The sequence below is a fragment of the Petrotoga sp. 9PWA.NaAc.5.4 genome, assembly GCF_002895485.1.
Taxonomy (GTDB): Bacteria; Thermotogota; Thermotogae; order Petrotogales; family Petrotogaceae; genus AZRK01.
Map to the genome: position 1 here is coordinate 107491 of NZ_AZRK01000012.1, position 13854 is coordinate 121344.

Below are 13854 nucleotides of genomic sequence, written 5' to 3' on the forward strand. Positions count from 1 at the left end.
TTCAACTGTATTTTTAAAGGTGGTAATTGAAGCTACCTTCCCATCCTTAAAGGAGTTACTGTGACTGATTTTTGTCACAGTAGAACTCTTATTAGGTCTCCAACTTCTATGTTTTTTTCACTGTCTATAATGATTTTTTGATTTGGATTAGCTTCTTCTAAGCTTTCTTTTGTTTCATAATCTACGATTTTATTTAGGTGAATTGCTATATTATTTCCAATTTTTGACACAATTTCTATTTCTTCACCTTTTTTTATTTTATTTCTGACATCTACAATGTATTGGCTTTCAGAAATTTTTTCTATTACTTTACCAACAAACTTATAATTTCTTATATACGAAGAAGTTTTGTAGTTTTGTGAATCTGTGTCAGGTTTATTTAAATAAAATCCAGATGTATACTCTCTATGGCTAACACTTTGAAGTTCTTTTATCCATTTTTCTATGTTTTCTTTTTTGAAGTTCCCTGAGTAATAACTGTCGATAGCTTCTCTATAAATTTTAGTTGTTACTCCTGCATAATAACTACTTTTCATTCTTCCTTCTATCTTTAAGCTATCAACGCCAGTTTCTATAATTTTGTTCAAAAAATCAACGGTGCAAAGATCTTTTGAGTTCATTATATATGTGCCTTTTTCATCTTCAAAGATAGGAAAATATTCTCCTGGCCTTTTTTCTTCCATTATATAATATTTCCATCTACAAGGTTGAGTACATTCTCCTGTGTTGGCATCTCTACCTGTTAAGTAATTACTTAACAGACATCTTCCCGAAACAGATATGCACATCGCACCATGTATGAATACCTCAAGCTCGACATCAGGAACTTTCTGTCGAATTTCTGCTATTTCACTTAATGAAAGCTCTCTTGCCAGAATGATTCTTTTTGCACCTAAGTCTTTCCACATAGAAACACTTGCCCAATTTGTGTTATTAGCTTGAGTACTTATAGTTATTGGTAAATTTGAAAGTTTTCTTACTATGTTAAATACACCTAAATCTGCTACTATTATTGCATCCACCTTTATACTTTCAAGATACTTTATATATTCAGGAAGTATTTCTAAATCCCCGTTGTGAGGAATTGCGTTTACAGTTATAAAAAGTTTTTTGTTTAGTTTGTGAGCTAACTCTACAGCCTTTTCTAATTCGTCGTCTTCAAAATTTTTAGAAAAGGCTCTTAAATTTAAGAATTTCCCACCTATATAGGCAGCATCAGCTCCATAATGATACACGGTTTCTAATTTTTCATAGTTTCCAGCTGGGGATAAGAGTTCTACTTTTTTCATCTTAATTTGAAATCCACCTCTATAATATATGCTAAGTTAAAAGTTTCAAAAATATCTTCTCCGTTTTTTAAAGAGTGCCAACTCATTTTAAAATCTCCTATTTTCGTATCAAACAAAACTGTGAGTTCATTACTATTTAAATCCCCATAAGAATTTGTTCCATTATCCCAAACATATTTTAAGTAACCATTTTTAACGGCAAAAGTTAAGTCAAAACTATTTATATGTGCATTCTCACCATATTTGAATCCAAAAGGATAATCGAAAAATATTCTGGCACCTGGAGTATTCGATAAAGCAATGGTTCGATAGTATAAATTTTTATAAGGTTCTTCATTGGAAAAAAAATTGTCTGAAACTGTGTATCTTTCAAATCCTAATTTGAACTTAGAAAAATCTAAATCAAAAGTTTTTGATATCCCAAAAGCATAAGCATTACTTAATGTCTCGTAATTTATAGCATATTGGGCATCTAAATTAATATTGTAAAAAGGTATCACTTTAATATAACTTCCAAATATTCCAACATCTGATTTTAAAAATACATTTATAGGATTCGGAAGTTTACCAGCAACTTGGTTCAAAGAACTTATTCCAACAAAAATTTTTTCATTGTAATTGTAGTTTAAACCATTATAAAAAGCGTTTCTAAGAGACACAAAATCTTCGTCTATTGCTCTTTGTTTATCGTATTCTGACTGGGAAAGCATTGGAACCATTGACAACATAGCAAAGTCATAGTTAATATTATGAGAAAAGTTATAAGATAGATTAAAAGTATCATAGTAAGCAGAATTATCAGATAATACAAGGTTATATTTCATGGTCCCGTAAGATAACGGCATTCTACCAATTAAAAAACTGTAATCGTCTTTTTTGTAGGACAAATAAGAAAGCGTTGGAAAATCTAATCCTATGTAAGTAATTTCAGGGAGGCTGAAAAAATTGTAATTGCCATAACTAAAATAAGTCGTATCACCCAATCTAAAATCTACGATAAATTGGGCATAAAAGGTTTCTCCATAATAATTTTTAAATCCAAATTTAAACAATTCACCGTTTTCTAAAACAAAATCTCTAAACAACACTTCGTTTATAGTTGTATTTCTATACCAACCTCTCGTAAGGATGAAATCGTCTTTTATTCTATTTTCAAATTTGAAATCAAGAGAAAAATGCATATAATTTTGAAAGTCTTCCAATATTTTTAATTCTTCACTATCGTAATAAATAGGATATTTTAAATTGACATCTCCTAAAGCTTCAAAATAATATTCTGGATCATTTTTTGTAAGCAATCTTGCTGAAGAAAAATTTAGTATTACTAAAAAAAACATGAAAAGACACCCAGAAATTCTTTTCATTTCTTATTCACTCACTTTATTTTAATAACGAAATATTCCCAAAAGTTTCTTATATAAACAACTACAGGCAGAGCTATAAGGATACCTAAGAAACTAAAAAGTTCTCCGAATAAAAGTATAGCTACTATTATAATAAACCAATGTAGGTTTAAAGCATTGCTTTGAACTTTTGGATGCAAGAACCACATTTCTGTTTGGTTAGCAACAATTAAAATTCCTATCCCAATTATTAAACCTAATATTCCTCTTTCGGTAACAGCAAGCATAAGTAAAGGAGTTGCCGAAATAACTACTCCTAAATACGGTATAAAGTCTGTAATCCAAGCCAAAATTCCTAAAAATAAAGCACCCGGTATTTTAAATATAAAACATGTCAAGCCAATGAAAAGCCCTTCCATCATGGCAACTAAAAATTGCCCATGAACAAATCTTTCAAACTGCTTATAAGTATCCTTCATAAACTTAACTCCAATTTCTCGGTCTTTTATAGAGTAGAATTTCCAAAGATTGCCACTAACCATAGATTTCAAAGACGCAATAGCTGATGTTGTTACGATTAATACAATAGCAGCCGTTATTAAATTTGGAGCATAAGAAATAAATTTGTTTATCAAACCTAATGCAGAGTCAGAAATATTTTTATTCAAATTATTTATAAAAACTATTAACCATTCTGGAACTTGATCCAATTGTTCTTGTGAAATAGTTAAAGTTGACAACATAGAAAAAAGTTTTCTTCCCTCATTTATTACAACTGGGAAAAAGGTTATTAATGCATAAAAAATAAGTCCTAATACAAGAATATGCGATAAAACAGATGCAACTTTCGAATTCATAATTTTTGAAAACAAAGCAGTGGGAGCTTCAATGAGCATCGATAAAAAAACACCTAAAATAAGTGCTCCGACAATAAAAGGCGCAAAGTGTGCCAAGAAAAGAAAAAGGACAAGATAAATTAACGTTAACCAACCGCCTTGAGATAACAATATTTTCACCTTCCATAAGAGATTTGAATTACCTAAAAGTATTTACGTTTGTTTAAATAGATTTTTCTTATTGTCTCCAATTCGCTTAAATAAGAAGGATCTTTGAAATTTGAATAAGTGTACTTAAGAGGTTCCCACTGACCAAAATTGTACATCAATGTAATTTCTGCATAGATATTATTTCCTATATAAATTCTATTTCCCCAATGTTTTGTACTTGCCAAAACAAACTGAGTATGGTGAAGATAACCTATATCAATATTGACTTTTCTTTTATTTTCTACAGAAAATTCACTTTCAATTTGATTTGTTATTAACTTTGCATCTGCCAAAAAGGCAGGAGAACTTAAACATTTGAAACTAATTAAACGTCCTTCAATAATTACATTTTTGCCCATTTCTTCGTTGTAATAATATGTGAAACGCTGGAAATCCAATTTTGATGAAATATAATCAATCGGTCCAAAGTGTTCTTCTAACCTTTCTTTTAAATTCATCTTATACAGCCAAAAGTCTGAATCACCTGCTGTAAAAACGTGAGCTAAATAATTTACAAAATCCGGTGACCTAAGATTCCCCATCAGTTAGTTTCACCTCGAAATCTTCAAGTTTTATATAATAAATCTCAGTAGGAGTCTTTATAACTACCTCTCCTTGATTGTTATGTACTTCAAACTTACCTTCATTAGTAAGTTTTAAATCTATGCTTTCGTTTGGCGCTAAAGTTGAATCATTCAAAACAATATCTGAGTTACCTTTATTTGTAACACTTACTGTATATGTATTTTCATTTAAAACTTGATAATAAAACCTCAAATCATTTATTAAAAAATAAAGGAAAACTATGTTTATTACTAAAAAAAGGATCAACGTTGCGTTAAAAATTAAACTTTTAAAGTTTGAACGTTTTCTTTCTCTTGGTTTAGTTTCTACTTTTTCCTTTTGATTTTCTTCATCTTCGAAAATTATTTCTATTTCCTGACCTAAAATATTACTTAGTCTGTTAGCGATATCTTTTAATGAAAGTTTAGAAAAACCTTCAAAATCTTCATTTAAAAGCTTTTCCAAAGTAGAAGTTGGAATTTTCAAATTTTTGGCTATTTCTCTTTTCGAATATTTTGAATTTTCTATCAAAGTTTTAATATCTTGAGCAAAATGAGCTTTTAATATATTCTTTCTCCTCCTAAATTCTAATTTCTAATCACTTTAAAAATTATGAAATTCCGATTTTATAAATGTTTTGAATCTTATAAATTCAACGGTTTTTTCAAAAATACATCCTCAATTCTAATCTTCACTAATTCTTAATTTCTTTAACTTTTTCGGTACTTGTAGCCAAAGAGGGGGAGGGCTCCGCCCTGAACCCGTTTTAAATTCAAAAGATTATTTTTAAAAATTATCATTTCTAAAGCTTCATTTTAATTCTCTTAACTTTTTCGATACTTGTACCGAAAAGGGAGAGGGGCTCCGCCCTGAACCCGCTTTTAGAATCAAAACCTTATTTTTAAAAAGTTCTCCATTTTAAAGTATTTATCTATTTTGGCAAATTATTTATTTTTTGAGTTACTCGATACTTGTACCGAGAGGAGGAGGGCTTTGTCCTTGACCCGTTTTAAATTCAAAAGATTGTTTTTAAAAAATTATCATTTCTAAAGTACCTAATTGGGCATCTTCAAATCGAAAAAATCAATAAAATACCGAAAGCTATCCGAGATAACTTCTATTGATATGAATTAATTATACCACACTTCTTTTTAGCTTCAATAAATAAAAAATTGAGTCTCTCACGAATTGTATGTGTAATTAACTTGAAATTAAATTAAATGGAATTACCTTTGCCAAATTGGTATTAGGATGAAAAGCCCAACAAAGTGTGGAGCTCTCAAATCAAAACCAAAGTTAAAGAAGATCGTCCTTTCTGTAACAGAAATCAGTCACAACCACTAGAATTTTTACTCATTGCCCATGTCTTATTTTTTCTATCCACTATTTTTTTTGCAAGAAAAACAAAAAGTTATATAATACATATATCTAATTTAGAAACGAATAGTTTTTGTGTCTTTTTCTATAATTAAATTATTAAGCTTTTTTCTACTGGTATTTTATTTGTAAAATTCAACAAAATAAGGTAAAATAATATTAAATAATGAAATTTTTTTCATACTTTATAAAACTTATTGGGAGGTTCTTTTCAATGTTTGAAAAAGATTTTTTAAGTGAAGTTGAAAAAAAAGAAAAAGAATGGGAAGAAACCACTGTAAAAAAAGCTATAGAAAAATTCCCTGAAAGAAAAACTGAATTTTTAACAACTTATGGAGAAGAAATAAAACGTTTATACTCCCCCTTAGACATTTCTGACATAAATTATATAGAAGATGTTGGTTTTCCTGGAGATTATCCTTATACTCGAGGGGTACAACCTACTATGTACAGAGGCAGACTTTGGACAATGAGACAGTATGCAGGATTTGGTACTGCAGAAGATTCAAACCAAAGATATAAGTATCTGTTAGAGCAAGGTCAAACGGGTTTATCTATTGCTTTTGATCTACCTACTCAAATTGGTTATGACTCGGATGATCCGATGGCAGAAGGGGAAGTAGGCAAGGTTGGTGTGGCAATAGACTCTTTAAAAGATATGGAAATTTTATTTGATGGCATACCTTTAGATAAAGTTAGTGTCTCTATGACAATTAACTCAACCTCAATTATATTATTGGCAATGCTTATTGTTATGGCAAAAAGGCAAGGAGTTCCACTAAAAAATCTTAGGGGTACTATTCAAAACGATATTTTAAAAGAATACATGGCAAGAGGAACTTACATATTTCCGCCAAAAGAATCAATGAAAATCATAGTAGACATATTTGATTATGGTAGTAAAAATTTACCTAAATTTAATTTGATAAGCATAAGCGGATATCATATAAGAGAAGCCGGGGCAAACTCTGTACAAGAAATAGCTTTTACCTTAGCTGATGGAATAGCTTATGTTGAAGCTGCTATGAAAGCAGGGTTAGACCCTAATGAATTTGGAAGAAATCTTTCGTTTTTCTTCAATGCTCACAACAATTTTTTAGAAGAAATAGCAAAATTCAGGGCAGCCAGAAAATTGTGGGCAAAAATTATGAAAGAAAGATTTGGAGTTACAAATGAAGAAGCAATGAAATTAAAATTTCATACCCAAACAGCCGGATCTACATTAACTGCTCAACAACCTTTAAATAACATTGTGAGAGTAACTATTCAAGCTTTAGCAGCTGTTTTAGGCGGCACCCAATCTCTTCATACAAACTCTTATGATGAAGCATTGGGTTTGCCAACAGAGCAAGCAGTTACTATAGCATTGAGGACTCAACAAATCATTGCTCATGAAACTGGAGTTGCAGATACAGTTGATCCATTAGCAGGTTCTTACCTAATTGAAAAAATGACTTCAGAAATTGAAAAAAAGGTTGAAGAATATATAAAAAAGATTGATGAATTTGGTGGAATGGTAAATGCAATAATAAACGGATTCCCTCAAAAAGAAATTCTAAATACTGCTTATAACACACAAAAAAAGATTGAGAATAAAGAAGAAATAATAGTAGGTGTAAATGATTTTAAAACAAACATAGAAGAAAAAATCGAAATTCTTAAAGTTGATGAAACTATTGAAGAAAAACAAATAGAAAAATTGAAAGAATTGAAGAAACATAGAAATATTGAAAAAGTTAACATCTCTTTGAATGTTTTAGAAGAAGCTGTAAAAAAGGGAGAAAATTTATTTCCATATGTTATTGAATGTGTTGAAGCTTATGCGACTATAGGGGAAATAACGAAAGTTCTAAAAAAAGTTTTTGGTGAGTACAGGGAAAATTTAATCCTTTGAATATAGAAAACAAATGGAGCTCAATTTGGAAATTTTAGAATTTCTAGAGTTCGTATCTATTATCAGAAAGGAGGTGTGGCTGCTATTCTCATGGTTGAAGTCACGAGACTATGCAGCTGATAATTATGAATAAAAAAATAAGAGTATTAATTGCTAAACCAGGTCTTGACGGACACGATAAAGGTGCAAAAGTTATAGCCAGAGCTTTAAGAGACGCTGGAATGGAAGTTATATACACAGGCATAAGAAGAAGCCCAGAAGAAATCGTTGAAGCCGCGATTCAAGAAGATGTTGATTTAATAGGTGTATCAATACTCTCTGGGGCTCACAAAAAACTGTGTAAAAAAATTTTAACGCTTTTAAAAGAAAAAGAAGTAGATATACCGGTAATTTTGGGAGGTATAATACCTGACGACGATATTTCTGAACTCAAAGATATGGGAATAATAGAGGTTTTTACTCCTGGTACTTCTCTTGATGAAATAATAGAGAAGGTGAAAGATATTGCATTGGCAAGAAAAGTATGAAGAACTACTTCCTCGATTTAAAGAAAAAGATAAGATGGCTTTATCTAAAATGATTTCCTTAGTAGAAGACAATTTTTTGAATTCTTTTGAAATACTTACAAAATTGAAAAACGATGTTGTGCAAAAAAACACCTATGTGTTGGGAATAACAGGTAGTTCAGGTGTTGGAAAGAGTTCTTTTATTTCTTGTTTAGCAAAACCTTTTTTGGAAAAAGGAGAAAATGTAGGTATAATTGTGGTTGATCCAAGTAGTCCTTTTTCTGGAGGAGCTTTTCTTGGAGATAGAGTTAGAATGTTTGAACTTTCTAAGTTCCATAATGTTTATATAAGAAGCATGGCAAGTAGGGGTTCTTCGGGAGGATTATGCAGTACTATTTTCCATATTATAGATGTAATGAAGTCATTTGGATTCGATAAAATTATAATAGAAACAGTAGGGGCGGGTCAATCAGAAACAGATGTCTTTTATGTTTGTGATTCAGTGATATTACTTTTGTCTGCTGATTCTGGAGACGAAATTCAAATTTATAAAGCGGGAATTATGGAAATAGCCGATTGTTATGTAGTTAACAAAATAGATCTTAAAAATTCTGATAAATTCCTGATTTACCTCAAAAATTTCATTAGTTCAGAAACCTCAAATAACAAAAAGATTTTTGGAGTTAGCTCTTTGGAAAATAAAGGCTTTGAAGAGTTAATTTCGTGGATAGAACTAAATGAAAAAGATAAAATAAATAGTTCTTCAAAAGAAAATTTAAGAAAAAAGATTCAATTTAAAAACTATTTATTAGCAATTTTGGAAAATTATTTAGAACACTATGATATTGAAAACAAAGATTACATGTCTATACTTAGAGATATACAAAATTATTTTTGTAAAGAGGTGAACCGCTTTGAAAATAGAAATTGACCATATAGGGATAGCCTTGCATTCAATAAACAGTGCTTTAAATTTTTACCAGCAACTTCTTGGAATTGATAAAAGTGATGAAGAAATTTTAGAAGAAAGAGGAATAAAAGTTGCTTTTTTGTACGTTAATGATGTTAGAATAGAGCTTATGGAGCCTATAAGAGAAGATTCAGAAATTTCCAATTTTTTACAAAAAAGAGGCGAAGGGTTTCACCATATAGCATACAAAGTAGATGATATCGAAAAAGTTTTTGAAAAATCCCAAGAACTTGGTTATAGAACGTTGTCTGACAAACCAACTATTGGTGCAGAAGGAAATTTAGTCTTCTTTTTGCATCCTAAATCAGCAAATGGCATTCTTACAGAATTTGTGCAACATATCAATGAGTGAATAAAATTTTTCAGCGTTGCATTAAATGGTTTTAAAAAGGCGAACTTTTTGAGAGACCACAGCCCTCCCCCTCTTTGGCTACAAGTACCGAGTAACTCAAAAAATAAATAATTTGACAAAATAGATAAATACTTTAAAATGGAGAACTTTTTAAAAATAAGGTTTTGATTCTAAAAGCGGGTTCAGGGTGGAGCCCCCACCCTCCTTCACTACACGTAGCATAAAAGTTAAAAGGATTAAGTTGAAACTTTAGAAATGAGAATTTTTTAAAAACAATCTTTTGAATCTAAAACGGGTCCAGGGCACAGCCCTCCCCCTCTTTGGCTACAAATACCCAAAAAGTTAAAGAAATTAGGAATTAGTAAGGATTAGAACTTAGAATGACTATAAAGGAAGTAGGTACTTTAGAAATAATAATTTTCAGAAAATAATCTTTTGAATCTAAAACGGGTCCAGGGCACAGCCCCCACCCTCCTTCACTACACGTAGCAAAAAAGTTAAAAGGATTAAGTTGAAACTTTAGAAATGAGAATTTTTTAAAAACAATCTTTTGAATTTAAAACGGGTCCAGGGCGGAGCCCCCACGCTCTTTGGTTACAAATACCCAAAAAGTTAAAGAAATTAGGAATTAGTAAGGATTAGAACTTAGAATGACTATAAAGGAAGTAGGTACTTTAGAAATAATAATTTTCAGAAAATAATCTTTTGAATTTAAAATGGGTTCAGGGCACAGCCCCCACCCTCCTTCGCTACACGTAGCGAAAAAGGTAAAGAAATTAGGAATTAGTAAGGATTAGAAGTTGGGAAATATTTTTGAATGAATTTAAGATTAAAATTAAAGTATTGACAAAACTTAAGTTTTAAAATTTCTAAAGTGAGTACTACTAAAATCAAAGGAGGAAAAGGAATGCCTGATGAAGAACTATTAAAAAAAATAGAAGAATTTAAAAAGAAAAAACAATCGTTACTTCTTGGCGGGGGAGAAGAAAAGATTGCTAAACAACATAGTCAAGGAAAATTAACCGCAAGAGAAAGAATAAATCTGCTCGTTGACAGTGGTACTTTTGAAGAAATAGATCTCTTTGTGAAACATAGAAGTACATATTTTGAATTAGATAAAAAGGAGTTTCCATACGATGGCGTAGTAACGGGATTTGGAGAAATAGATGGCAAGAAAGTGGCTATATTTTCACAAGATTTCACAGTTCAAGGCGGGTCTTTGGGTGAAATGCATGCTAAAAAAATCATGAAATTGCAAGATCTTGCTATGAAATATGGAATTCCTATAATCGGAATAAATGATTCTGGTGGAGCAAGGATACAGGAAGCTGTAGATGCATTGTATGGATATGGTGGAATATTTTTTAGAAATACTATGGCTTCAGGAGTTATCCCCCAAATTACAATAATCGCAGGCCCTTGTGCTGGAGGTGCTGTTTATTCACCTGCTATAACAGATTTTGTGATAATGGTAGATAAAACATCACAGATGTTTATTACCGGGCCTCAGGTTGTTAAAGCTGTTACAGGCGAGGATATAGATAAAGAAAGCCTTGGTGGCGCGAAAATTCACAATTCAAAAAGTGGAGTTGCTCACTTGTTAGCTTTAAATGATGAAGAAGCCATGGAATTAACGAGAAAACTAATTTCATATTTGCCATCTAACAATATGGATCCTGCACCTGTTATTGATTACAATAAAAACTATAACTTAAGTGAAGAGATAAATGAAATTATTTCATCTGATCCCAAAAAAAGTTATGATGTTAAAGACATTATTAATAGAGTCTTTGATCCAAATTCTTTTTTTGAGATTCATCCCCATTTTGCAAAAAATATCGTTGTAGGTTTTGCAAGAATGCAAGGAAGAAGCGTAGGTATAATTGCAAATCAACCAAAAATTTTAGCGGGTTCACTTGACATAGATGCATCGGACAAAGCCGCAAGGTTTATAAGGTTTTGTGATGCTTTTAATATCCCAATCATTACTTTTGTAGACACTCCTGGTTATCTACCAGGTATCAATCAAGAACACGGCGGTATAATACGACATGGGGCTAAACTTTTATATGCTTATTCCGAAGCAACGGTTCCTTTAATAACTATTATATTGAGAAAGGCTTATGGTGGAGCATACATTGCGATGGGTTCCCAACATTTGGGTGCAGATTTTGTTTTTGCTTGGCCAACGGCAGAAATTGCAGTTATGGGACCAGAAGGAGCAGCAAACATAATATTTGCAAAAGAGATAGAAAAGTCACAAAATCCCGAAGAAACAAGAAAAGAACGTATTCAAGAATATAAAGAACGATTTGCTAATCCTTATGAAGCAGCATCAAGAGGTTACATTGAAGATGTTATCGAACCAATTCAAACTAGAAATAAAATAATAGCTTCTCTTTCAATAGCATATTCTAAAGTTGAAGCAAGGCCTTCAAAAAAACATGGAAATATCCCATTATAAAAATAATAGGATAATATAGATACTTTAGAAGTGGAGATTTCGAAAAACAATAATATAAAATTTTAAGAAAGAGTGATTTTTATGGAAGATTATATACTTATAACAATAACAGGGTTAATTATAGTTTTTTCAATATTAATCATTTTGATGATAGTTACATGGCTTTTTCGCTTTATTTTTAAAAATAATAGTGGAGATAAAGGAAAAAAGGCAAACTTTCCAGTAGAACCTAATAAAGAGCCAATTGCACCTACATACGTGAAAAAAATAGTGAATTCCAAAAGCGAAGAATTAAGTGAAGAAGAGATCTTTGCTATAGTATCGGCTATAAGTTTATACCTTTCAAATAAAAATGTAATGATAACAAATATAGAAGAAATTTCTTCTAAGAATTTAACTAACAAAAAAACCAAGTGGCAATCACATTTACCCTCAACCACATGGAACAATAAAAACAAAAAGAGGTGGAGATATTAAATGAAAAGAAAATTCAAGGTTACCATAAATAATAAAATGTATGAAGTTGAAGTAGAAGAAATTGGAACTGAAGGAACTTTTCAAGAAGATAAAATGGCTGACCAAGAAACTATTTTGAATAAGAAAAGTGAGCCAATTTCTGCGCCTGATTCTGAAAAAGCGGCAAAAGTTCTTGAAAAAAAGAAAGAAAAACAAAAAATAAAGGAAAAAGAAGGAAAAAAGGTTGAAAATATAAAAATCGAAGAACCAAGAAGTACAGAATCTGTAGAAGGCAAGGAAGTCAAAGCCCCTCTTCCAGGGATCATTAATGAAATTGCCGTTGTGGAAGGGCAAGCAGTAAAAGAAGGAGATAAACTTCTCGTAATAGAAGCAATGAAAATGGAAAACGAAATACCTTCTGAATATAACGGAGTAGTGGAAAAAATTTTAGTTAAAAAAGGAGACACGGTTGAAGGGGATCAACCTTTAATGATCATAAAATGATTATGAAAGAAAGTTTAGCTGTGAAAATAAGGCGTTTTATAATATCCTTAATTATAATTCTCATTATAATTTTAACAGGTGGTATTGGATACACAGTATTAGAAAATTGGTCATTTTTAGATTCTTTGTTTTTTACCTTAGTAACCTTAAGCACGGTAGGTTACAGTTTACCAGATGGTATAACTTATACAACACAAGTTTTCACGATAATTTTAATACTATCTGGTATTACCGTAGTTGTTTATTCGTTATCAACCTTAACCTCTTTTATAGTTGAGGGTGAAATGAAAAATGCCCTGGAGGTAAGAAAAAGAATGAAAAAAATTGAATCTATGAAAAACCATTATATAGTTGTTGGAGCTGGAAAAACTGGTTTCTTCGTATGCCAAAATATGATAAAAGAAAATAAAGATTTTATACTTCTTGATAAATCTGAAGAAAAAATATATCAATTTATTCAAGAAATAAATAATGAAGATATTCTGTATATAGTAGGCGATGCCAAAAACGAAAATGTCCTTTTAGATGCCGGTATTGAAAGAGCAAATAGTGTCATACTTACACTTCCATCAGACGTTGATAACCTTTTTGTTGCTTTAACTGTTAAAAGCATAGTTCCAAATATAAATATAATTTCTAAAGTTAATGACCCAGAATCCATTAAAAAGCTTTCTTATGCTGGTATAAATAAAGTAGTACTTGAATCAGAAATTTCCGGAAACAGATTGGCATATATGGCAACAAGACCTAATATAGTTTCTTTTCTTGAAACAATAATACACACACCAGAAAAAGACTTACAACTCGAAGAAGTGAAAATACCAGAAAATTCATGGATAGCAAGTAAAACCTTAAAAGAAATCGCACTGCCAGATAAAGTAGACCTAATAGTCATTGCTGTTAGAAAAAAAGATGATAAAAGTATCTTTAATCCAAAAGCAAATACCAAAATTGAAGAAGGCGATGTAATTATAGTACTTGGCGAAGATTCTAAAATAAAGAAATTAAAAGAAATTGTTAAATTGGAAAATATTTAATCATTATTAATTTACTGAAAGAATTCTTTCTAAAATTTCTAAAGTGAGTATT

The 13854-nt window shown here is 30.7% G+C and carries 13 protein-coding genes; 8 read left to right on the forward strand and 5 right to left on the reverse strand.

The genetic code is table 11. The features are described from left to right. Positions 1 to 74 precede the first annotated feature (74 nt). From X924_RS04830 to X924_RS04850, 5 genes are read right to left on the reverse strand one after another with little or no spacing between them, the layout of a single operon-like run. Complete coding sequence (locus X924_RS04830; protein WP_121957814.1) at positions 75 to 1289, reverse strand: U32 family peptidase; 1215 nt, start codon at positions 1287 to 1289, stop codon at positions 75 to 77. Continuing rightward, complete coding sequence (locus X924_RS04835; protein ID WP_121957815.1) at positions 1286 to 2626, reverse strand: hypothetical protein; 1341 nt, start codon at positions 2624 to 2626, stop codon at positions 1286 to 1288. Before X924_RS04835 ends, X924_RS04830 begins: the two co-directional genes overlap by 4 nt. Before the next feature lie 38 nt (positions 2627 to 2664). Further along, positions 2665 to 3648 (reverse strand): AI-2E family transporter, encoded by a 984-nt coding sequence (locus tag X924_RS04840; RefSeq protein WP_233186581.1) that lies wholly within the window; start codon positions 3646 to 3648, stop codon positions 2665 to 2667. A 23-nt stretch (positions 3649 to 3671) separates the two neighbouring features. Beyond that, positions 3672 to 4220 carry a DUF4416 family protein gene (locus tag X924_RS04845; RefSeq protein WP_121957817.1) on the reverse strand — a complete coding sequence of 183 codons (549 nt, stop codon included), beginning with the start codon at positions 4218 to 4220 and terminating at the stop codon, positions 3672 to 3674. Continuing rightward, positions 4207 to 4809, reverse strand: a complete 603-nt coding sequence (locus X924_RS04850) for an XRE family transcriptional regulator (protein WP_121957818.1) — start codon at positions 4807 to 4809, stop codon at positions 4207 to 4209. Before X924_RS04850 ends, X924_RS04845 begins: the two co-directional genes overlap by 14 nt. Positions 4810 to 5833: 1024 nt before the next feature. Between X924_RS04850 and X924_RS04855 the strand changes: the two genes are divergently transcribed. The 8 genes from X924_RS04855 to X924_RS04890 all read left to right on the forward strand — a co-directional run bounded on the left by X924_RS04855 (position 5834) and on the right by X924_RS04890 (position 13802). Further along, positions 5834 to 7513, forward strand: a complete 1680-nt coding sequence (locus tag X924_RS04855) for a methylmalonyl-CoA mutase (protein WP_121957819.1) — start codon at positions 5834 to 5836, stop codon at positions 7511 to 7513. Between the two features lie 125 nt (positions 7514 to 7638). Beyond that, on the forward strand, positions 7639 to 8040 hold the full coding sequence (locus X924_RS04860; RefSeq protein WP_121957856.1) for a cobalamin B12-binding domain-containing protein: 402 nt from the start codon (positions 7639 to 7641) through the stop codon (positions 8038 to 8040). Further along, positions 8018 to 8950 carry an ArgK/MeaB family GTPase gene (locus tag X924_RS04865; protein ID WP_121957820.1) on the forward strand — a complete coding sequence of 311 codons (933 nt, stop codon included), beginning with the start codon at positions 8018 to 8020 and terminating at the stop codon, positions 8948 to 8950. The genes X924_RS04860 and X924_RS04865 overlap by 23 nt, the downstream gene beginning before the upstream one ends. Beyond that, complete coding sequence (mce, locus tag X924_RS04870) at positions 8934 to 9341, forward strand: methylmalonyl-CoA epimerase (protein WP_121957821.1); 408 nt, start codon at positions 8934 to 8936, stop codon at positions 9339 to 9341. Before X924_RS04865 ends, mce begins: the two co-directional genes overlap by 17 nt. A gap of 907 nt (positions 9342 to 10248) precedes the next feature. After that, complete coding sequence (locus X924_RS04875; RefSeq protein ID WP_121957822.1) at positions 10249 to 11805, forward strand: acyl-CoA carboxylase subunit beta; 1557 nt, start codon at positions 10249 to 10251, stop codon at positions 11803 to 11805. Between the two features lie 81 nt (positions 11806 to 11886). Further along, positions 11887 to 12282 carry an OadG family protein gene (locus X924_RS04880; RefSeq protein WP_121957823.1) on the forward strand — a complete coding sequence of 132 codons (396 nt, stop codon included), beginning with the start codon at positions 11887 to 11889 and terminating at the stop codon, positions 12280 to 12282. Further along, complete coding sequence (locus X924_RS04885; RefSeq protein ID WP_121957824.1) at positions 12283 to 12765, forward strand: biotin/lipoyl-containing protein; 483 nt, start codon at positions 12283 to 12285, stop codon at positions 12763 to 12765. Positions 12766 to 12785: 20 nt separating this feature from the next. Beyond that, a complete protein-coding gene (locus X924_RS04890) occupies positions 12786 to 13802 on the forward strand; it encodes a TrkA family potassium uptake protein (RefSeq protein ID WP_158245320.1) in 1017 nt (338 codons plus the stop codon). Positions 13803 to 13854: the final 52 nt, after the last annotated feature.